General features: G+C 52.9%; 20 protein-coding genes and 1 pseudogene. 10 read left to right on the forward strand and 11 right to left on the reverse strand.

Going from position 1 to position 21107, the window contains the following annotated elements; genetic code table 11:
- Positions 1-4 precede the first annotated feature (4 nt).
- Together ACFX4U_RS02965 and ACFX4U_RS02970 are read right to left on the reverse strand one after the other, a co-directional pair.
- Positions 5-196 carry a YnbE family lipoprotein gene (locus tag ACFX4U_RS02965; RefSeq protein ID WP_065368421.1) on the reverse strand — a complete coding sequence of 64 codons (192 nt, stop codon included), beginning with the start codon at positions 194-196 and terminating at the stop codon, positions 5-7.
- On the reverse strand, positions 193-2832 hold the full coding sequence (locus ACFX4U_RS02970; protein WP_313507737.1) for a YdbH family protein: 2640 nt from the start codon (positions 2830-2832) through the stop codon (positions 193-195). Before ACFX4U_RS02970 ends, ACFX4U_RS02965 begins: the two co-directional genes overlap by 4 nt.
- Positions 2833-3003: 171 nt before the next feature.
- Here ACFX4U_RS02970 and ACFX4U_RS02975 point away from each other — a divergent pair, with 171 nt between their 5' ends.
- The 3 genes from ACFX4U_RS02975 to hslJ all read left to right on the forward strand — a co-directional run bounded on the left by ACFX4U_RS02975 (position 3004) and on the right by hslJ (position 4843).
- A complete protein-coding gene (locus tag ACFX4U_RS02975) occupies positions 3004-3189 on the forward strand; it encodes a hypothetical protein (protein ID WP_313507736.1) in 186 nt (61 codons plus the stop codon).
- Positions 3190-3319: 130 nt separating this feature from the next.
- Entirely contained in the window at positions 3320-4309 is a 990-nt protein-coding gene (locus ACFX4U_RS02980; protein ID WP_313507735.1) for a 2-hydroxyacid dehydrogenase, read from the forward strand.
- Positions 4310-4420: 111 nt separating this feature from the next.
- A complete protein-coding gene (gene hslJ / locus ACFX4U_RS02985; protein WP_313507734.1) occupies positions 4421-4843 on the forward strand; it encodes a heat shock protein HslJ in 423 nt (140 codons plus the stop codon).
- On the opposite strand, the gene ACFX4U_RS02990 is transcribed toward hslJ, so the two are convergent.
- From ACFX4U_RS02990 to ACFX4U_RS03005, 4 genes are all read right to left on the reverse strand, one after another.
- Entirely contained in the window at positions 4837-5103 is a 267-nt protein-coding gene (locus ACFX4U_RS02990; protein WP_017457236.1) for a DUF333 domain-containing protein, read from the reverse strand. The two genes, hslJ and ACFX4U_RS02990, sit on opposite strands and share 7 nt — an antisense overlap.
- Before the next feature lie 255 nt (positions 5104-5358).
- On the reverse strand, positions 5359-6876 hold the full coding sequence (locus ACFX4U_RS02995; RefSeq protein ID WP_313507733.1) for a diguanylate cyclase: 1518 nt from the start codon (positions 6874-6876) through the stop codon (positions 5359-5361).
- 153 nt (positions 6877-7029) lie between these two features.
- Positions 7030-7209 carry a hypothetical protein gene (locus ACFX4U_RS03000; RefSeq protein ID WP_313507792.1) on the reverse strand — a complete coding sequence of 60 codons (180 nt, stop codon included), beginning with the start codon at positions 7207-7209 and terminating at the stop codon, positions 7030-7032.
- Complete coding sequence (locus tag ACFX4U_RS03005; protein ID WP_380220843.1) at positions 7154-7417, reverse strand: CPCC family cysteine-rich protein; 264 nt, start codon at positions 7415-7417, stop codon at positions 7154-7156. The genes ACFX4U_RS03000 and ACFX4U_RS03005 overlap by 56 nt, the downstream gene beginning before the upstream one ends.
- Positions 7418-7586: 169 nt before the next feature.
- Here ACFX4U_RS03005 and nifJ point away from each other — a divergent pair, with 169 nt between their 5' ends.
- The 5 genes from nifJ (at position 7587) to ACFX4U_RS03030 (ending at position 13733) form a co-directional block, all read left to right on the forward strand.
- The gene (gene nifJ, locus ACFX4U_RS03010) at positions 7587-11111 is read left to right on the forward strand and encodes a pyruvate:ferredoxin (flavodoxin) oxidoreductase (protein WP_380217538.1); all 3525 of its coding nucleotides are present in this window, start codon (positions 7587-7589) and stop codon (positions 11109-11111) included.
- A gap of 123 nt (positions 11112-11234) precedes the next feature.
- A complete protein-coding gene (locus tag ACFX4U_RS03015; RefSeq protein ID WP_305735962.1) occupies positions 11235-11447 on the forward strand; it encodes a KTSC domain-containing protein in 213 nt (70 codons plus the stop codon).
- A gap of 68 nt (positions 11448-11515) precedes the next feature.
- The gene (locus ACFX4U_RS03020) at positions 11516-11842 is read left to right on the forward strand and encodes an antibiotic biosynthesis monooxygenase (protein WP_313507730.1); all 327 of its coding nucleotides are present in this window, start codon (positions 11516-11518) and stop codon (positions 11840-11842) included.
- 122 nt (positions 11843-11964) lie between these two features.
- On the forward strand, positions 11965-12828 hold the full coding sequence (locus ACFX4U_RS03025; RefSeq protein WP_313507729.1) for an MBL fold metallo-hydrolase: 864 nt from the start codon (positions 11965-11967) through the stop codon (positions 12826-12828).
- A gap of 62 nt (positions 12829-12890) precedes the next feature.
- Complete coding sequence (locus tag ACFX4U_RS03030) at positions 12891-13733, forward strand: helix-turn-helix transcriptional regulator (RefSeq protein WP_313507728.1); 843 nt, start codon at positions 12891-12893, stop codon at positions 13731-13733.
- A 110-nt stretch (positions 13734-13843) separates the two neighbouring features.
- Here ACFX4U_RS03030 and ACFX4U_RS03035 read toward each other — a convergent pair whose 3' ends face one another.
- The gene (locus tag ACFX4U_RS03035; RefSeq protein WP_313507727.1) at positions 13844-15130 is read right to left on the reverse strand and encodes an AppA family phytase/histidine-type acid phosphatase; all 1287 of its coding nucleotides are present in this window, start codon (positions 15128-15130) and stop codon (positions 13844-13846) included.
- A 162-nt stretch (positions 15131-15292) separates the two neighbouring features.
- On the opposite strand from ACFX4U_RS03035, the pseudogene ACFX4U_RS03040 reads away from it, so the two are divergent.
- Positions 15293-15557: pseudogene (locus ACFX4U_RS03040) on the forward strand (hypothetical protein); the annotation flags it as partial.
- Positions 15557-16492, forward strand: a complete 936-nt coding sequence (gene ttcA / locus ACFX4U_RS03045) for a tRNA 2-thiocytidine(32) synthetase TtcA (protein WP_016495912.1) — start codon at positions 15557-15559, stop codon at positions 16490-16492. The pseudogene ACFX4U_RS03040 and the gene ttcA, both read left to right, overlap by 1 nt.
- Positions 16493-16530: 38 nt before the next feature.
- On the opposite strand, the gene dbpA is transcribed toward ttcA, so the two are convergent.
- The 4 genes from dbpA to ACFX4U_RS03065 form a co-directional block, all read right to left on the reverse strand.
- Positions 16531-17904 carry an ATP-dependent RNA helicase DbpA gene (gene dbpA, locus ACFX4U_RS03050; RefSeq protein ID WP_313507726.1) on the reverse strand — a complete coding sequence of 458 codons (1374 nt, stop codon included), beginning with the start codon at positions 17902-17904 and terminating at the stop codon, positions 16531-16533.
- Between the two features lie 30 nt (positions 17905-17934).
- Positions 17935-18108, reverse strand: coding sequence for a hypothetical protein (locus ACFX4U_RS03055; RefSeq protein WP_305737592.1), 174 nt, complete (start codon positions 18106-18108; stop codon positions 17935-17937).
- Positions 18109-18379: 271 nt separating this feature from the next.
- Positions 18380-19363 carry a zinc transporter ZntB gene (gene zntB, locus ACFX4U_RS03060; RefSeq protein ID WP_305735956.1) on the reverse strand — a complete coding sequence of 328 codons (984 nt, stop codon included), beginning with the start codon at positions 19361-19363 and terminating at the stop codon, positions 18380-18382.
- A 145-nt stretch (positions 19364-19508) separates the two neighbouring features.
- Entirely contained in the window at positions 19509-20684 is a 1176-nt protein-coding gene (locus tag ACFX4U_RS03065) for a methyl-accepting chemotaxis protein (protein ID WP_380217533.1), read from the reverse strand.
- Positions 20685-21107 lie beyond the last annotated feature (423 nt).

Genomic DNA, 21107 nt, shown 5'->3' on the forward strand with positions numbered 1-21107 from the left:
CGCCTCAGAATAAGTCGCTACGGGTTTTCAGCAGGGTTTCTACGTCTTTATCCACTTTGATGTGAATTTCATGCTCGATCTTCACATTCATATTGATGGTGATCGGCTCTTTCGGCGCCGCTACCTCAATGCGCGGCGTGCAGGCGGCCAGCAGCATTATCGCCATCAATACGGGCACGGCTTTCAGGGTTCTCATTTTTTATCCTCACACTCTTCGCCCTTCGCGCAGCGGGCTTGCGGTAGCGCCGCGTGTTGCTCAAGCCATGACTGCAAATTGTCGCCAAAACGTAAACTGCGCCATAAGGTGAATACATTCTCCTCATGGGTATAGTTCAAATTCACGGTACTGCTTTTACCATCGACAAAACTGGTGCCGCGCAGGGTGGCCTGCAGCGTCAACAGCCCCAAATTATCCAGATTGATCTTCGTCCATGAGCGGGAAATTTCCATATAGCGTAGCCAGTTAATCGCCGCCCCCGCCGCCATGTTGTCTTTCACCACCGCATCGGCGGTATCTTTATCGATCCGCAGCGTCATCGGCCCGGGGTTGTGCAGCCAGCCATCTTTAATGATCCATTGCGGGTTATCCAGCCACAGCGGCAGCGCGCCGTCAAACGGCCCGGAAAGCGCAAACTGCTTCGGATTCACCGCGCTGATTAACTCACTGGCAGAAATGTGCTTCAGACGCAGCAGCGCCGGATCGTGCTGCGGCATACGTAACTGCTGCATAGTCACTTTCCCGCCGAGCACATCGACGCTGACATCGCTTAATACCAGCGGATTTTCCTCACTCCATGGCCACGCGCCCTGCAAATCGGCGGTGACGTTTTTCGCCGTCACCTGGTTTGTTATCTCACCGATGCGCAGCGAAACCGGTCTGCGGGTTCCCAGTTGCCAGCGCCCTTCGTGGTAGCGGAATGGCAGCACAAAATCGACGCCACGAATTTGGTTGTCTGGCGTCCAGACACTGCCGCTTTTTAGCACGCCGTGACCGCCTGCTTCAAAGCCTTGATCCGCTGCGGCGGAAAAGGCGACCTGCGCATACAGTGCGCCATCCAGCAGCTTCATTTTCCAGTCCGGCGGAATAAGCGGCTGGAATACCGACAGCGCCTGACGCGGCCACCACGCCTGCCCACGCAAACGCTCGCCATCCCAGCGGCCATTAACCTGCACCGGGCCAATCGTGTCGGCCTGCAACGCGCCCTTAAACTGAAACATGGTCGGATCGTCGCCTTCAACGCTGAATGTCAATGTCGATGGCGGTAAGACGCTTCCCGCGCTGAAACTGGTTTGCCCGGCATCCAGCGTCAGTGCGCCGGTGAACTGCGGATTTGTTGCATCACGCACCCATTTTACTGGCGCATCCAGCATTAACCGGGGCGTAGCCATGTGCATCACGCCATATTGCAACTGGTCAAAGCCGGTCGAAAGATCGTTAAGCGTAATCGTGTTGTCATTCCATTCGCCGCGACCCGCGACATCCCAGCGCGCGTTCATCGGCGTGAAATTGCCGTCGCCCCAGTAGCGCCAGCGCCACAGGCCGTTATCCGGCAGAAAATCCTGCGCCTGGCCATCAAGATGCAGACGGAAGTCCCCCATCGCATTTTCATGCGCGCGAAGGATCGCCTGCAAACGCCCGTCAATACCGTGCTGAGTCAGCTTGACGCCCGCCAGCGGCCAGCGCACTTCATCAATATTTAACGAATCAATCACCCGTCCGCGCGAGCGCAGCAGCGCGCCAGGCGTAAAAGTCAGTTGCGGATCGTCAGCGCTGCCGCTCAGATGGGCGGGAAGTACCGCATAAAACACCAGATCGCCCTGCTTTGCTTCGCCGGTCAGCTGCAGCGGCATATCGTTATTGTCGATACCAAGACGGCCAGGGCCAATGGTCAGCACCGCATTGCCTTTCCCGGCGTCGCCCTGCGTCAGCACGTTTAACCGGCCACTGAACTGCGCCTTTTCCAGCCCCTGTTGCCAGTCATCCACTTTTAAACCAACGCGACCGCTCAGCGGAAAGCCCTGATAAGGCCAGCTCCAGCGCCCATCGCTGATGGTCAATTGGTCGGGCGTAAGCTCCCACGGCAGATCGAGCAGCGGATCGCCCTGATCGCGCGCCATGACCACCAGTTGCCCTTCGTTATCGCGCCAGTCGAGATCGACATCCACCACGCCCGGCTGCTGCGACAGGGTTAAGGTGCTTTCCATATGTCCGTTAACGGGAACACTATTTGGAACGTCCGGCAGGGTAAATTCACCACCGAGCGTAAACGGCGGCTGATCATCGACAAGACGCAGCGCCATGCGGCTAACCGTTAACGCCTGCCCCTTTAAGCGGGCACTGAGTTCAACGCGCTCGCCAGAATAAGTGAGTTGCTGCACATCCGGTGTCAACGACGCGGATAATTTGCCTGTCCATGTTTTCCACGGCGAGACGGTAAAACGCTCCACCGTCAGCCAGCTATAAGGAAGCAAGGCTTGCCATTCCGCCAGCGTGCGCGGCGCGTCAGAAACAGTTTCACTTTGTGGCAGTTTATTCAGGCAGGCGGTGTTAATATCCAGCGCGCCAATATGAAGCTGCCAGCGGCTGGGGTGTGTCAGTTCGGCGTCCTGTAATGACGCCAGTTGACAATCAGCGACCAGATAGCGCAGATCGGGGATTTTTAACGCATGTCGGGTGAATCGCGGGCTCTCTTCCATGGCGATGCGCGTGCCGGCTGGCAACCAGATACCGACCAGCGTCGGCACCCATTGCGCAAGCGTCAGTAGCAGCGTAAGCGGCAACAGAATGAACAGTAACACCAGGGCGATGGCGGCTTTGTATTTACCCTTCATGGGTAGCTAATATCCTGATTTTGCATGTGATTAAGCCGATTCTGGCGGTTATTGTGGCATGTTTGACCGCCCCTTTGAAGGCGCGAGCCCTTTTAATCATAGTCTGGCGATTGCATTTTCAGTAGTTACAGAGAATAGTGTTTTAATATCATTAATTTATGGATTCAACGTATGTTCACCAAAGGCTCTTTAATTCGCGGCTGGTTTACTGGCACCACCGTTTTCACCTGCTTTACCTTCAGCGATTATCTCAGCGCTAATTACTTTCACGACTCCAAAATTCCATGGCTTATCGGGGTTATTGCAGCGACGGTTATTAGCTGGAGCACGCGCAGCGCATTAAAACAATTGCGCTAACAGGTGTCATACAGCGGATATACTGAACTGGATACATTCACCGCACCCATGGTTGTCAATAAAATTTGAACATTTACATAATAATTTTAAAACGTGATAATGTGGGTAGAAAACCATTGGAGAAAGTCTTATGAAACTCGCGATATACAGCACAAAGCAATACGATAAAAAGTATTTGCAGCAGGTAAACGAGAAATATGGCTACAATCTTGAATTTTTCGACTTTCTGTTAACCGAAAAGACTGCAAAAACCGCGAATGGCTGTGATGGGGTCTGCATTTTTGTTAACGACGATGGCAGCCGCCCGGTGCTGGAAGAGCTGAAAAAGCTCGGCGTGAAATTTATCGCCCTGCGCTGTGCCGGGTTCAACAATGTTGATCTCGATGCGGCAAAAGAGCTGGGTTTGCAGGTCGTGCGTGTTCCGGCCTACTCCCCGGAAGCGGTGGCGGAACATGCGATTGGCATGATGATGACCCTGAACCGCCGCATTCACCGCGCGTATCAACGTACCCGCGATGCTAACTTTTCCCTGGAAGGGCTGACCGGCTTCACCATGTACGGTAAAACGGCGGGCGTTATCGGCACCGGTAAAATTGGCGTTGCGGCGCTGCGTATTCTGAAAGGGTTTGGCATGCGCCTGCTGGCATTCGACCCGTATCCGAGCGCTGCAGCGCTGGAGCTTGGCGTGGAGTATGTTGATCTGCCAACGCTGTTTTCGCAGGCGGATGTTATCTCCCTGCACTGCCCGCTTACACCAGAAAACTTTCACCTGCTTAACCGCGACGCCTTTGATCAGATGAAAGATGGCGTAATGATCATCAATACCAGCCGTGGCGGATTAGTGGATTCGCAAGCTGCGATAGAAGCGCTGAAAACGCAAAAGATCGGCGCGCTGGGAATGGATGTGTATGAAAACGAACGCGATCTCTTCTTTGAAGATAAATCCAACGATGTTATTCAGGACGACGTGTTCCGTCGTTTATCAGCCTGCCACAACGTGCTGTTTACCGGTCATCAGGCATTCCTGACGGCCGAAGCGTTGATTAGCATTTCCGAAACAACGCTGGAAAACCTGCGCCAGTTACGCGACGGCGAAACCTGCCCGAATGCGCTGGCCTGATTGTCCGGGGTTCCCCTGCCTGCACGGGAACCCTTTCGGACAAACCCCGATGACGCCCAGGCTTAGCCTGTTAGAATCCCCCACGTAATGGATAACCCCTTAGAGGACGAGATGAAGAAAATTATGACTTTGGTTGCGTTGAGCGTAGCGCTTTCTGGCTGCGTGAGTTCCCGCACCGACACATTGAAACCACAGCAACTGGCAGACCAACGATTTGTGCTGACCACCGTAAACGGCCAGTCCGTGCAGGGTAATGGCCCGGCACCGGAAATCCGTTTTGATAAAGACCTGCGCGTATCCGGCAAAATGTGCAACGGCTTTATGGGCCAGGGAAAACTCTCTGAAGGCAAATTGACCGTCAAACAGATGGGCATGACCATGATGCTCTGCCCTGACAAGCAACGTAACGAACTGGATCACACCATTAATGCGATGCTCAGCGAAGGCGCACAGGTTGATCTGACTGACAACCAGCTGACGCTGGCGACGGCGACGCAAACCCTGATTTACACGCGCGCGGCGAACGCTCAGTAACTGCCGCAGCTCCCGGTGGCAAGCGACTGCTCACTGCAGCGTTTGCCATTTGGCAAAGCACACATTCCCACCATTGAACCATCGAGTTGCCGGGCAACTGACAACGAACCACCAATCATCGCGCAATTCGCCTGACCACCACTTGACATCGCGGCTTTAAGCCCTGGCGCAACGTGTGCTGCGGTCGCTTGCTGAACGGGTTCACTGCTGCATGCCGATAATAATAAAGCGGCACATCCTACTAAAAACGCTGCGCGCATTTCTCTCCCCCTGCCCCTGTGTCCTCAGGATAATTAAAAAAAGCGAAACCCAAGCATCATAGGCAGCAAGACGCAATACGTCGAGAGCTGAAAAGCATCTTTATGCGACCTGGAAACATTTTTTTGCGCTTTTTGGGACGGGTGAACACAATTCATCGCAAACAGGGATTCACATGGTACGTCAACTTAGCGCCAGTGGCGGATATCCAGGTTGCGCAGCAAGCTGCTTCGGCACGTGTGACAACTGTGCTCACATCACACTATTTCACGGCGTGATGTGACCACGCGGTCACGTCCTGAAGATTTCGCTGCGTAAAGCGCCTCATCCGCGAATTCGATGAGCGTCGCTTCGTTACCCTTTAGTGCGGCGGCAAACCCGGCGGCAACACCAATGCTCACACTCACGACGCCAAGAGGGCTTTGCGCGTGGGGAATATTCCCGGCCTTAATATTACGGCCTATTTTTCTGGCCATATTCTCTGCGGAGCGCGCATCCGTTTCAGGCAGAATAACCACAAACTCTTCTCCGCCATATCTGGCGGCCAGAAAAGGCGGCTCGCTAATGGTCTTTTTCAACGTTTCGGCAACTACCTGTAAACAGCTATCACCGGCAATATGCCCGTAATTGTCGTTATATTTTTTAAAGTAATCGACATCAATTAATAGCAGTGCAATCTGCTGTTTGTGACTGGCACATTTCGCCACTTCGACCACTAAAGCCTCATCGAATTTGCGCCGATTCGCAAGCCCGGTTAAACCATCTTCCGTCGCCATCACTTGCAACTCGGCATTCTCAGACGCCAGAGATTCTTTTGCTGCCGACAGCTCTTTACCGATGCGGATACGGTTGCGAACATCCTGAATGAGGTAATAGCTGGAGAAACTGACGCAGCCGATAAGAAACAGGATGATAGCAGCAAGAATTTCAGACTGACGACGCCACGAGGCCATAGCTTCATCGACGCTAACGGCAACGGTGGTAACCAAACCATAGCGTTTATTTTTTTGAAATGAATAAATACGCTCTATTTTATCGAAACGCGAAACAGACGTTGCGATCCCGGAATTCCCTCTTTTTAAATAATCCGTAAATAATGGCGAGTCCGAAATTTCCCTGCCCATATAGTTAGCATCAAAAGGATAACGTAAAAGCACGATGCCAGAGTCACTCGTTAACGCAATCGCGCCCTGTTTTCCAATGTCCAGCTTTCCATAGGTTTGCAAAAAAGTGGCAATATTCAGCGTCAATACAGCAACACCTTTAAAATTCCCTTCGTTATCTTCCAGCCGTCGGCTAACGGTGATCACCCACTGACCATTCGTTCGGCTCACTACAGGCGGGCCGATAAAGATCTCCTTTGAATTATTATCCCGATGATGGATGAAGAAAAACCGGTCAGCGCTGTTACTCCTGCCCAAAAAATTCTCCTGCAAAGCGATAACTTTATTTCCCTTATCATCATAAATAATGATGTTATTCAACTGGGTGAGAAGCTGATTCTGGTCGGCGAGTATTTTCTTAATATTCAATAACTGCCCGGGATCCATGCCATATATTTCCGTTACGTCAGAAATGTTTTTTATCAACATCTCGCTTTGCCGAATAATCCCCTCCGAATAGGTATCGAGGGTATGACTCAGGTTGGATATATTCGTATTAAGTTCGTTCCGCGTATGGGTTTTTGTACTCAAGATCTGAACAATCAAGGTAATGGATATCGCGAAAAAGACAACAGTAATGAAAGTTGCCGCAAAAAAGGTCTCTTTTTTCATCTTATTTTTACCCGTTACGACTCCTTCACAAGAACCACTGTAACTGTAAATCTCAATTATCAAGAAACACACATCTGAAGATTTAATTCAATAAGTTATTTACCGCACTCAAACGCAACGGCTGATAATAGCAGTATTGCAAAACCCTGTTTGTTAAGAACAGATGACCATCCCTTTCTTAAACAGCGCGCTATTGCCCACCACCATCATTTCCAGTACATGGTCATTAAGATGATTCCACATTCTATTATCGTGCAGCGCAGCCATCGCTGCGCCGTTATGTTGGGAATTGCCGACGATACGCTGTTTTCGCATCATTAAGACTCTGCGCATTCGCCCCGCCCGCCAAATCAGGATTTTCTGCCTGCAGCGGATCATCCTCCCAGTGGCAAACAGGACAGATCTCCCACGCACCGCTTTCTGCAAGCGTTTCGCCGCCGCAGCAAGGGCAGCACAACAGTTGTTTTGTCATTGCTTTTTTCTCCGTCTGCAAGCGCATACCAGCGTGAGGGTAACAGGAAAATGCCGGCACAAGCGGCATAAGGCTTCGCGATACCCTACCGTTAAATCGTAATTCATTGATTCCCGTTATACCTCAGGACACAAAAGCGAAAATTGCCCAGACGTTGGTTTGCTAAAATAAGTGGATAACTACAGGGTTTGTCGAGGTTACACAAGCCCCCTCCTATTGAGCAATGTAAGGGTGCCATATGATTACTATTGACGGTAATGGCGCGGTCGCCTCAGTCGCCTTCCGCACCAGTGAAGTTATCGCCATATATCCCATTACTCCCAGCTCGACGATGGCTGAACAGGCAGATGCCTGGGCCGGAAACGGCCTGAAAAATATCTGGGGCGACACGCCACGCGTCGTAGAAATGCAGTCGGAAGCGGGCGCAATTGCCGCTGTACACGGGGCGTTGCAGACCGGCGCGCTCTCAACCTCGTTTACCTCATCGCAGGGTTTGCTGCTGATGATCCCCACCCTTTACAAGCTGGCGGGTCAATTAACACCGTTTGTTCTGCACGTTGCCGCGCGCACCGTTGCCACCCACGCGCTCTCTATTTTTGGCGATCATTCCGACGTGATGGCGGTTCGCCAGACCGGTTGTGCAATGCTCGCTGCCGGGAGCGTACAGGAGGCACAAGATTTCGCGCTAATTTCGCATATGGCGACACTGAAAAGCCGGGTGCCATTCATTCATTTCTTTGATGGTTTTCGCACCTCGCACGAAATCAATAAAATCGTGCCGCTGGCGGATGACACGATCCGCAACCTGCTTCCTCAAGCGGAAATTGATGCGCATCGTGCCCGCGCGCTCAACCCGGAGCATCCGGTGATCCGTGGTACTTCTGCCAATCCGGACACCTATTTCCAGTCTCGCGAAGCGACCAACCCGTGGTACAACGCGGTGTACGCGCACGTTGAGCAGGCGATGGTCGATTTCGCCATCGCCACCGGGCGGCAGTACAAACCTTTTGAATACTATGGTCACCCGCAAGCCGATCGCGTGATCGTACTGATGGGCTCGGCGATCGGTACCTGCGAAGAGGTGGTCGATGAGCTGCTGACGCGCGGGGAAAAAGTCGGCGTGTTGAAAGTGCGCCTCTATCGCCCGTTCAGCGCCGCGCATCTGTTGTCCGTGTTACCGGAAAGCGCGAAAACCGTTGCCGTGCTGGATCGCACTAAAGAACCGGGCGCACAGGCGGAACCGCTTTATCTGGATGTGATGACCGCGCTGGCAGAAGCGTTTAATAACGGCGAGCGGGAAACGCTGCCGCGCGTGATTGGCGGGCGTTACGGCCTTTCGTCAAAAGAGTTTGGCCCCGAGTGCGTGCTGGCCATTTTTAACGAGCTGCATGCTGCAAAGCCCAAACCGCGTTTTACCGTCGGTATTTACGACGATGTGACCAACCTTTCTCTGCCGCTACCGGAAAACACCCTGCCATCGCATGCCAAATTAGAAGCGCTGTTCTATGGGCTTGGCAGTGATGGCAGCGTCTCGGCGACTAAGAACAATATCAAGATAATCGGTAACTCTACGCCGTGGTATGCGCAGGGCTATTTTGTTTATGATTCGAAAAAGGCGGGTGGCCTGACCGTTTCGCACTTACGCGTCAGTGAAAAACCGATCAACTCGGCTTATCTGGTGTCACAGGCGGATTTCGTTGGTTGCCACCAGTTGCAGTTTATCGATAAATACCCGATGGCCGAGCGCCTGAAACCGGGCGGTATTTTCCTGCTCAACACCCCCTACAGCGCCGACGAAGTCTGGTCACGTTTGCCGCAGGAAGTACAGGCGGTGCTAAACCAGAAAAAAGCCCGATTCTATGTGATTAACGCCGCGAAAATCGCCCGCGAATGCGGGCTTGCCGCCCGCATTAACACCGTCATGCAAATGGCGTTCTTCCATCTCACAAATATTCTGCAGGGCGACAGCGCGCTGGCTGAATTGCAGGGCGCGATTGCCAAAAGCTACAGCAGTAAAGGTCAGGAACTGGTGGAACGAAACTGGCAGGCGCTGGCGATGGCCCGCGAATCGTTATTTGAAGTGCCGCTGGAAGCGGTTAATGCGCAAAGCGCCCATCGCCCACCGGTGGTCTCTGATTCTGCACCTGATTTCGTGAAAACCGTGACGGCGGCAATGCTGGCCGGTCTTGGCGATGCATTGCCGGTCTCCGCGCTGCCGCCGGACGGTACCTGGCCGGTGGGCACCACGCGCTGGGAGAAACGCAATATCGCCGAAGCGATCCCTATCTGGAAAGAAGAGCTTTGCACCCAGTGTAACCACTGCGTTGCCGCCTGCCCGCACTCGGCGATCCGCGCCAAAGTGGTTTCGCCGCAGGCAATGGAAAACGCGCCGTCAAGTCTGCATTCGCTGGATGTGAAATCCCGCGATATGCGCGGGCAGAAATATGTGCTGCAAGTCGCGCCGGAAGATTGCACCGGCTGTAACCTGTGCGTGGAAGTTTGCCCGGCCAAAGATCGCCAGAACCCGGATATCAAAGCCATCAATATGATGTCGCGCCTTGAACACGTTGAAGAAGAGAAAGTGAATTACGACTTCTTCCTCGATCTGCCGGAGATCGACCGCACCAAACTCGAGCGCATCGACATTCGTACCTCACAGCTTATTACGCCGCTGTTTGAGTATTCCGGGGCTTGCTCAGGCTGCGGCGAAACGCCGTATATCAAACTGCTGACGCAACTGTATGGCGACCGGATGATGATCGCCAATGCTACCGGGTGTTCATCGATTTATGGCGGTAACTTGCCCTCGACGCCCTACACCACCGATGAAAACGGGCGCGGGCCGGCGTGGGCGAACTCGCTGTTTGAAGATAACGCCGAGTTCGGTCTTGGGTTCCGTTTAAGTGTGGATCAGCACCGTCTGCGGGTGATGCGATTAGTTGATCAATTCGCAGAGCATCTTCCGGCGGAACTGAACGCGGCCTTGCACGCGGAAGCGACCCCGGAAGAACGTCGCGTACAAGTGGCAGAGCTGCGTACCGCGCTGGCGTCAGTGGAAGGCGCGCAACAACTGTTGACCGATGCCGATGCGCTGGTCGAAAAATCGATTTGGCTGATTGGCGGCGACGGCTGGGCGTACGATATCGGCTTTGGCGGCCTCGATCATGTGCTGAGCCTGACCGAGAACGTCAATATTCTGGTGCTCGATACTCAGTGTTACTCCAACACCGGCGGCCAGGCCTCAAAAGCCACGCCACTGGGCGCCGTGACCAAGTTTGGCGAGCATGGCAAACGCAAGGCGCGCAAAGATCTGGGCGTCAGCATGATGATGTACGGCCACGTTTACGTCGCGCAGATTTCGCTGGGCGCGCAACTTAACCAGACGGTGAAAGCCATTCAGGAAGCAGAAGCCTACCCCGGCCCGTCGTTGATTATTGCTTACAGCCCCTGCGAAGAGCACGGCTATGATTTGGCGCTGAGCCACGATCAGATGCGCCAGCTCACCGCTACCGGCTTCTGGCCACTGTACCGCTACGATCCGCGTCGCGAAGAGGAAGGGAAAATTCCACTGGCGCTGGATTCTCGGCCGCCGTCAGATGCGCTGGCAGAAACCTTACTTAATGAGCAGCGCTTCCGTCGCCTGAACGCGCAGCAGCCGGAGGTGGCGGAACAGCTATGGAAAGATGCCACAGCCGACCTGCAAAAACGCTACGACTTCCTGGCTCAGCTGGCAGGTAAAGCGGAGAAAAACGCGGCAGAATAAGCCAGCCGCCGGAAAAGCCACCGGTTGACGCCGGTGGCTTTTTTAACGCACCGATTTTGCATGACACCCGCAGGAAGCTCGCTGATAATCACCGTTTCAGCCCGCACGGCAAGGAGCGAATTTATGCAGCATCACGCAGTTACCTCATCACGCATCGCTTCTGTCGGTTATGACCAACGCACCCGCACGCTGGAAATCTGCTTTCACGATAAAAGCGTCTACCAGTATCAGGGCGTGCCGGAACGTATCTTTTCCCTGTTTCTTACCGTGGTTTCCAAAGGCCGTTTTTATGATGGCGTGGTAAAAGGCAAATATCCGGAAAGAAAAGTCGCCTGAACAGGTAGCTACCGCTGCGTAAAATTCCTGTCAGGATGGAGATCAGACAACCTGTATCAGGAACCACAATGTCAGCATTCAATCACCCCACCCCCTATTACGCAGTGATTTTCACCTCCGTGCGCACCGCTGTTGATGATGGCTACGGCGCAATGTCCGATCGCATGATGGAACTGGCGGTGAACCAACCCGGTTTTCTCGGCGTGGATTCCGCCCGAGAAGAGGTTGGCATTACCGTCTCTTACTGGGCATCGCTTGAGGCCATCAAAAACTGGAAGATGAACGCCGGGCATCTCATCGCGCAGAAAACCGGGCGTGAAAAGTGGTATCACTCGTTCACTACCCGCATCTGCCGGGTGGAAAAAGAGTATTCTTTTCAGGCGCTGGACGAGTAACTATGTGCCGCGCACCACGTACAATGAGCGCAATACGCACCGCATTGAACAAATAAGCGCACGCTTTTTCGTTACGCTGTATTCGACATTCACCGGAATGTGATGAAAACAAAGCGAGGATTATGATGACGTCCCGGACGCTTGAGCAAACGCCCGCAATCAAACGCCTGCAGTTGCAGGACATCACCGTCACGATACTCAGTGACGGCTACCTTGAAGGCGATTTTACCCTGTTGAAGGGTATTGAAACCGACCATGCCGAAGCGTTACTGACCGCGAGTAGCGTTTCGCCCCTGCCGCGCATGAATATTAATGCCTGCGTGGTCGAAACCGCCGGACACACCATTCTTATCGATAGCGGAACCGGTACGCCTGACGGCGCAAGCGGCGAGTTACCGGCTGCCCTTGCCGCTGCGGGCATTGACCCACTGTGTATCGACACCATCCTGTTGACCCACGGCCACCGCGATCATATTGGCGGTCTTGCCGGCCCGCAGCAGACCCCGGTTTTCAGTAACGTGCAGCGTCTGTTCGTGCATGAGAAAGAGCTCGCCTTCTGGCGTGATGAAACGCTGTATGCCAGCGCACCGGAGGGTCTCAAGCGCTCATATGACATCGCAAGGAATGCGTTCAGCGCTTACGACGACCGGCTGGTGACCTTTAAACAAGAGGATCTTCTGCCCGGTATTCAGGCGGTGCCGCTTTTTGGCCATACCCCTGGTCACAGCGGTTTTCTGCTTGGCAATGAAAAAGACGCTTTGCTTATCTGGGGAGATATTGTTCATTTCCCGCATATCCAGATAGCCCGGCCTGACGTCTCGATTGCCTACGATCGCGACCCGGTGCTGGCAGCAAAAACGCGCTGCGCCCTGCTGGATCGCGTCGCGACAGATAATATTGCCGTTTGCGGTATGCACTTTAACCTGCCGACCACGGCAAAACTCAGCCGTAGCGGTAAAAGCTATGCGTTGCATTACGCGATGTGAGTTTCTCCGGCCGGAAAACAACCGTGTATTCCTGCCGGAACCGGCCTTGCAGAGAAGATCGAATGATAAGCCCCGCTTTACACGCCGATGCGCGCGAAACAGAAATATTGCTCAATGCGCTGCTGGATCTGGTGCGTTCCGAACACGCCTTTCCCTGCTGTTGCCTGCGCGCCATGCAAAGCTGGCAGGTTAATAAGTTTCAGGTCGACGGTGCGACGTTCTCTTTTCCCCTGCGCGGCACGTTTCGTTACCGCGAGCAGAATCAGTGGCTCTGCGTATCGCCCGGCGAGATGCTGGTATTCCCCAACGCCCGTAGCATTGATATTGAGTGTACGCCCGATCCCGACAGCGGCGAGTTTCTCGCGCTAACAGTGTTAATGGCAGAAGAGCAACTGGAGGCCGCCCGGCTCTTGCTGCGCGTCTTACCTCCGGCAGAGCCCGGGAACATTGCTGCTGAACCGCTGGCACAATTTATCGCCCCAATGACCCGCTGGGTCGCCGCACTGCGGGCAGGAAACCGCACACTATCAATTCATGCGATGCTTGAGATTGTGCTCAGGTTGTTTGAGATGGGGCATCACGGTTTGTTGCGTCTTCAGCCACCGGGTATAGCCATGACGATACGCAACATGGTAAGCAGTGATCCGGCGCATCACTGGTCTACCGGTGAGATTGAAGAGCGGCTCAATATTAGCGGCGCCACGCTTCGTCGCCGTCTTGCGGCAGAAAATACCACGCTCAGCGCGGTGATCACCGATGCGAGGATTGCCGATGCACTTCAGTTACTAATGACAACCCGCATACCGATAAAAACGGTCGCCGCGCGTGTTGGCTATGCGTCGGTCGCCAGTTTCAGCCGTCAGTTCAGTAAACGCTACGGCGCCGAACCTTCAGTTTTTCGCTAACGACAAACAGACTCAATGGCATATTAAGCACGCATCGCCTGTGCCCCGTTTCTCTATCAATATTCAGGGCACAGGATTTCGCAGCACACTTCCTGGCGAAAAGCCGTGTTTCATAAGCCGCAATCAGCGACGCGCACTGATTCAATCAGCTTTGCAAAACTGTCTAAGGAACACATGCCCTGCGCATTCTTCTCACTGCACGCCTTGAGCGCAAGATCCACCCGACCCGGCGGGTTATCCCGCGAGAAAGCGCGCATCTCTCTCATCTCCTGCAGGGTCTGATAAACGAATGAGACCTGAACCCAGTCCGTGTTGTCGCTTACCCGCTTCCAGCGTTCGAAAACCAACTCTCCGCCCGGCGGGGTATTATCGGGTTGTGATGGCAGCGACCAGTTAAGATCCAATGCGCCACTGAGATTGGCTAGGTTGGTATCATGTCCGGCAATAAACAGCACAGAAACCGGAAACGTGATGCCGTAGTGATTTTGATCAGAGCCGGTGGTAGTTAATGCCGTGCGTATTAAATCAAGTAAGGGCGTCGCCCTGCTCCGCGCCACTTCAGGTGTTCTTTGTAACAGATCAAACTGGGCATTATGCAGGCTTAATAACAATTGCCACGCTTTGTCACCTGCGATCCTTCCCCATGCCACGTCCTTCATCCCTTGTGCTTGCTGGAGGAGAAAGATTTCCGTGAGCGTTGAAGAAAGCCCCCACGCGCCTGGCAAGGAGACGTTATCAGGCTTGATGTTAAGTTTAGTGGGAATATCGTGGGTGAATGAACACACATGGCTTTCCCCGACGGTTTTGCATTTCTCTGAGTCAGGGAAATTTAAAACGTGTTCCAGAGTCTGAAAAGCTGGCTGATATCTTTGCGTGTATTGCTCAATACTTCCTCCCGCTTTCGTTAAAATTGCCGCTTTCACCGCCGCTGTGTTAAATGCACATTTACCCGTTTTTATCGGGTTAAAAAGCGGATCTGTCTTCGATTTTTCTTGCTGATAATGCACAGGAATATGACATTCAGGCGCCAGCCCCGCGAGGAATGCTTCGCCTGTTTTGCGGGTTCGCTGATCGGTATCGGCAATCACCGCCACACGCCCCACACCCGGGCAGGTTTTATCTGTCAGTAACCCGGCATCTGCCAGCCGAAGACGCTGATAATGCCCCAGTGCAGAAATAAGTTGTCCTCCTCGCGGTGTGAGCCATCCCAGCGGCACATCCCACTGGGGCCACTGAAAAGGTGTCACTTCGCGCATTTGTGGCGTGAACTTGGTTGGCGCGCGCACACCGTGACGGCTAACGATCACCACGCGCTCCAGCGTCATTCCGGCATCTTCTTTTGCCTGTAATTGAAATGAAAAAAAGAAAAGAATTAACACTCCTGCGCGAACAATCATTGCTCTTATCACTTTGACCTCCCTTCGATAATTAGATAACCGCTTGTTTCTTCACAAACTGATTTCACATCCTGGCGAAAATGATTCTACTCCTGTATTGATGACCAGGTTTTATACCGCACCTAAAAAAAGGTGAGCGATGACCCTTTCATTTATTGCCTGCGCCTGGCAGCAGCCGTAAAACGTGCTGGTATTCGCCGCCGGAATCCGTACCATACGCGACATACTTTTGCCTGCTGGTTTTTGACTGCCGGCACAAGCCCGTTTTCATCGCCAGTTGACAGGCATGAAAGGGCAAAGGGTTTACGAAATTTACGGTGCATGGCGAGAGGAAATGAACCAGGATCAGAGAGGCATGCTAATTAACAGTTGCCGTTTTATGATGTGGTTTGCCCCTGCGGTGCCCCTGCTTCCAGAGACAAAATAATGATTGAAAAGCAAGAGATTACAAAGAAAGAACAGTACAACCTCAACAAGCTGCAAAAGCGTCTGCGTCGTAACGTGGGTGAGGCCATTGCCGATTTCAACATGATTGAAGAAGGCGATCGCATTATGGTTTGCCTTTCCGGCGGCAAAGACAGTTACACCATGCTGGAAATTTTGCGCAACCTGCAACAGAGCGCGCCGGTAAACTTTTCACTGGTGGCCGTTAACCTCGATCAGAAACAGCCAGGTTTCCCGGAACATATTCTGCCGCAGTATCTGGATACGCTGGGCGTGGAATACAAAATTGTTGAAGAAAACACCTACGGTATCGTTAAAGAGAAGATCCCGGAAGGCAAAACCACCTGTTCGCTCTGCTCGCGCTTGCGTCGCGGCATTCTTTACCGCACAGCGACGGAACTGGGTGCGACAAAAATCGCCCTTGGTCACCACCGCGACGACATCCTGCAAACGCTGTTTTTGAACATGTTCTACGGCGGAAAAATGAAAGGGATGCCGCCAAAACTGATGAGCGATGACGGTAAACACATCGTGATTCGCCCGCTGGCTTACTGCCGCGAAAAAGATATTGAGCGTTTCTCAGAAGCCAAAGGGTTCCCCATTATTCCGTGCAACCTGTGTGGCTCCCAGCCGAACCTGCAACGCCAGGTGATTGCCGATATGCTGCGTGACTGGGACAAACGCTATCCTGGACGCATTGAAACCATGTTCAGCGCGATGCAAAACGTGGTGCCTTCACACCTTAGCGACATTAATTTGTTCGACTTTAAAGGCATCACCCACGGTTCTGAAGTAGTGAACGGCGGCGATCTGGCTTTTGATCGGGAAGAGATCCCGTTGCAACCGGCGGGATGGCAGCCGGAAGAGGATGATTCGCAACTCGATGAGCTGCGCCTCAACGTTATTGAAGTGAAATAACATTATGCCTCTCTGGCGCGCCAGAGAGGCTATTTGCTTTATTTCAGCAACCGCACACGGCAGGTCTTGCCCTTAATTTTTCCGTTCTGCAATTGCTTCCACGCTTGACGCGCCACGCTTTGACGCACAGCTACATAAACGTGTGCCGGGTGGAGGGTGATTTTGCCGATATCCGCGCCATCCAGCCCCATTTCTCCCGTTAACGCCCCGAGCACATCACCGGCACGCATTTTGGCTTTCTTGCCGCCATCAATGCACAACGTTGCCATTTCGGCTTCCAGCGGAACGACTTTGACGTTAGCCGGTGGATTCAGCCAGTTCAGCTTCAGTTGCAGCATCTCGGCCAGAATATTCGCGCGCTGCGCCTCTTCCGGCGCACAGAAACTGATGGCCAGACCGCTGTTACCCGCACGCGCGGTACGCCCGATACGGTGTACGTGAACTTCCGGGTCCCACGCCAGCTCGTAGTTCACCACCAGTTCCAGTGATTTGATATCCAGCCCACGCGCGGCAACATCAGTGGCAACCAGTACGCGGGCGCTACCGTTGGCGAAACGCACCAGCGTTTGATCACGATCGCGCTGCTCCAGATCGCCATGCAGCGCCAGTGCATCCTGCCCGGCAGCGTTCAGTGCATCGCACACTTCCTGGCAATCTTTTTTGGTGTTGCAGAACACCACACATGATGCCGGGCGGTGTTCGCTGAGCAGCTTTTGCAGCAAACTGGCTTTGCCGCTGCGGGAAACTTCGAAAAATTGCTGTTCTACTGCCGGCAGCGCGTCAACGGTGTCGATTTCAATCGTTTGCGGATTGCGCTGCACACGACCGCTAATGGCGGCAATGGCTTCCGGCCAGGTCGCAGAAAAGAGCAGCGTCTGGCGCGAAGCCGGGGCAAAAGCGATAACCTCATTAATGGCGTCGCTAAATCCCATATCCAGCATACGATCCGCTTCATCCATCACCAGCGTTTGCAGATTATCGAGAGCAACAGTGCTTTTTTGCAGGTGATCCAGCAGGCGGCCCGGCGTGGCAACAATAATGTGCGGCGCGTGCTGTAACGAGTCGCGCTGCGCGCCGAAAGGCTGCCCACCGCACAAGGTCAATATTTTGATGTTCGGCATATAACGCGCCAGGCGACGCAGCTCGTTTGCCACCTGATCCGCCAGTTCGCGCGTGGGGCATAAAATGAGGGACTGCGTTTGAAAACGGCTGGCATCGATGTGCGGCAACACCCCTAAGCCAAACGCCGCTGTTTTACCGCTGCCGGTTTTCGCCTGTACCCGGACATCCTTACCTGCAAGAATAGCGGGCAGCGCCGCCGCCTGGACGGGCGTCATGGTGAGATAGCCCAGTTCGTTAAGGTTTTCGATCTGGGCTGCGGGCAAAGTATTCAGGGTTGAAAAAGCGGTCACAATGTTTTCTCGCGATAAAAAGGCTTACGTTTAGCAGGCGCGTATCCTCTCAGATCTGCCTTTATAACGCGACATTTTAATCGGCTCTTCATCCGGCGGCGGGTCCGGCATCGGTTGCGGGCGTGGGATCGGATCGGGAACAGGAACCGGATCCGTTGGTACCGGATCGCTTAACTGTGAGGAAGAAAAATAGAGTGCGTTCATCATTGCCTCCTTTTTGTGGGCTTCTCGTTAAGGGTAGACGGCGAGAACGTAGAGGCAAAAAAAAGCCGACTATTAAGTCGGCGTCGTACGAATCAATTGTGCTATGCAGTAATTCAAAAAAGGAAGTAAGACAATATGGAGCGCAACGCCCATCGCTTGACGTTGCATTCACCTGCGAGATGAATATTGCCCTGAACAGGTGTTTCGTTTATTGACCTCGCTCAATTAATTCGGCGTTTTTATGTTCAATTTTTGTTAAAAAAGTGAATTTTTACAGCCAGTTACTACGATGCAACCACCAGGTAACACCACCGATCAGCACCACCAACATTATGCAAAACAGCGCAAAGCCAAAATGCCAACCGCCGCCGGGAATACCGCCAAGGTTGACGCCAAACAGCCCGGTTAAAAACGTGCTCGGCAGAAACACCATTGCCATCAAGGACATCGTATACGTTCGCCGCGCCAGCGACTCCTGCATTACCTGGGTGATTTCATCAGTCATCACGCCAGTACGGGCGATGCAGGCATCAATCTCATCAAGTCCACGACCAAGGCGATCGGCGATATCCTGCATGCGTCGGCGCTGATCATCACTCATCCACGGCAAGCGTTCGCTGGCCAGCCGGGCAAACACATCCCGCTGCGGTGCCATATAGCGGCGCATCACAATCAATTGTTTACGCAACAGCGCCAGGATGCCGCGCGGCGGGATTTGCTGATCGAGCAGATTGTCTTCAAGGTCGATAATCCGGTCGTGCAGCGATTCGATAAACTCGCTGGCGTGATCGGTCAGCGCATCGCACACATCCACCAGCCAGCCACCACAATCCGCCGGGCCTGTTCCCTCCTCCAGATCGCTGACCACATCGTCGAGCGCCAGCACTTTGCGCTGGCGTGTCGACACTATCATGCGCTCGTCCATATAAACGCGTACCGCCACCAGTTGATCCGGCCGCTCGTCCGTGCTGCCATTAATGCAGCGCAACGTAATTAACGTCCCCTCGCCCATACGACTTACCCGGGGGCGCATACTCTCCCCGGAAAGCGCCGTGCGCACACTGTTCGGCAACACCGGCGTGGTTTCCAGCCACTGAGCGCTCTCCGCGTTGGTATAATTCAGATGCACCCAACACGGGGTGCTTGCGGTAATAACATCATTATCTTCCAGCGGTTTCACGCCGCCTTTTCCGTCCAACAGCCAGGCAAATACCGCATCCGGAACGTTCACATCAGTTCCTTTAATTGCTTCCACAGGACCTCCACAATCCGCATGGTGTTTTGGCAAGTCTAGCCATATGGCAACGTTAAGCAATCATCACGCTGAATTTATTAACAAATTAACAAACAATGCAAAAAATAAGGCCCGGTTTCCCGGGCCTTTGCATCAATGAGCAGAATTAGAACGAGTGCCAGTAATTTTCCTGCTTACCCAGCAGGGGAGCATTGACGCGTGGCGGGGAAACATTTGCCGGCAGCGCCTCACCCTGCGCTTTTACCGCTGCCAGGCGGAATTTGCCAATGCGTTGCAGCAAACCTTCCACCTGGTGTTGTAATACATCCGACGAGCCCGCCAGTTCATCCACCATGGTGACGTTACTTTGCGTCACTTTTTCCAGCTCTGCCAGCGCAAGCGTGATCTGCGAGATCCCCTTCTCCTGCTGTAGCGTCGTGACGGCGATTTCATCCATTAATTTACTCACCACACTCGCACCCGAAACAATCTCGTGCATGTTCTGCTCGGCTTCGCCGACGACAGTCGCGCCCTGATTAACGTTATCGGTGGTGACCGCAATCAGCGATTGAATGTTTTTCGCTGCCTCCGCACTGCGATGCGCGAGACTGCGCACTTCGCCCGCCACGACGGAAAAACCTTTGCCATGAACCCCGGCGCGCGCCGCTTCTACTGCCGCATTCAGCGCCAGAATATTCGTCTGGAAAGCGATACCATCAATGATGGAGATAATTTCGGTCATCTGATCGGCACAATCGGTTATCGATTGCATATTTTTCGCCACCTGCCCCATTAAATCCCCCCCTTTTTGCGCGCAGGTTGTGGCATCTTTTGCCCGCGTACTTGCGAGGCGGGTATTGTCCGCATTGTTTTTGGTGCTGGATGCCATCTGCTCCATACTCGATGCCGTTTGCACCAGCGCGGCTGATTGCTCTTCCGTTTTAACGGACAGATCGGCACTGCGTGAGGCGAGCTGCGCCGAAAGCTCCAGTGCGGTATCCGAAGACGCGCGAATTTCTTTCACCAGGCTCGCGATACTGGCAGAAAGGCTGTTAATACCTGGAATTAACCGACCCGCGCAATTATTACCAAACTCAGGAATAACGATAGACAGGTTTCCCGATGTGACTTCTTCTATGCTTTTTTTTACCGTGTTTATCGGCGTCACCAAATATTGCGTCATATAAAACCAGAGAAGAGTCAATGATGTGAGGGAAACAACACTTGTCATGATAAATAAAACGATATTTTTTGAGACAGCGATCACTAATACATCCAGGATAATAAAAGAGACCAGAACATATAAAATAATAAATGTTCTTACACTAATATTTCTTAACATAGGGAACCCACCTGAACATCGGGGACGGTAAGATCCTTATAGCATTCGGAATGTACTTTTACACGGCGAAATTGATGCCGAATAATGTTTACCTTTTAATAATTTCAATTTCACTTAAGTCGACGCAAATGAGAAGTTTAGGCACCATTAAGCAGATACTGATATAACAATATACAGAGAAAACGAAATGGCTTGTTAACATATATCATATAATAAAAGATGCATTTTAGAGTAATGAAATTATATTTTCGGCTTAAGATAAATTCATCATATGTTAAATCATTCACTTTATTTAAGTTATTGTCGCTCCTGCCGATGAATAAATGAAGATCTATTATTAGTTTATTCGCCCTTGCAATAATAAAATTAGCGTAGCCATTAAATTCATTAGGTTAGCTGCTAAAATTAGTGCCAGGATTACAT

It is taken from the genome of Kosakonia sp. YIM B13588 (genome assembly GCF_042788165.1).
Taxonomy (GTDB): domain Bacteria; phylum Pseudomonadota; class Gammaproteobacteria; order Enterobacterales; family Enterobacteriaceae; genus Kosakonia; species Kosakonia sacchari.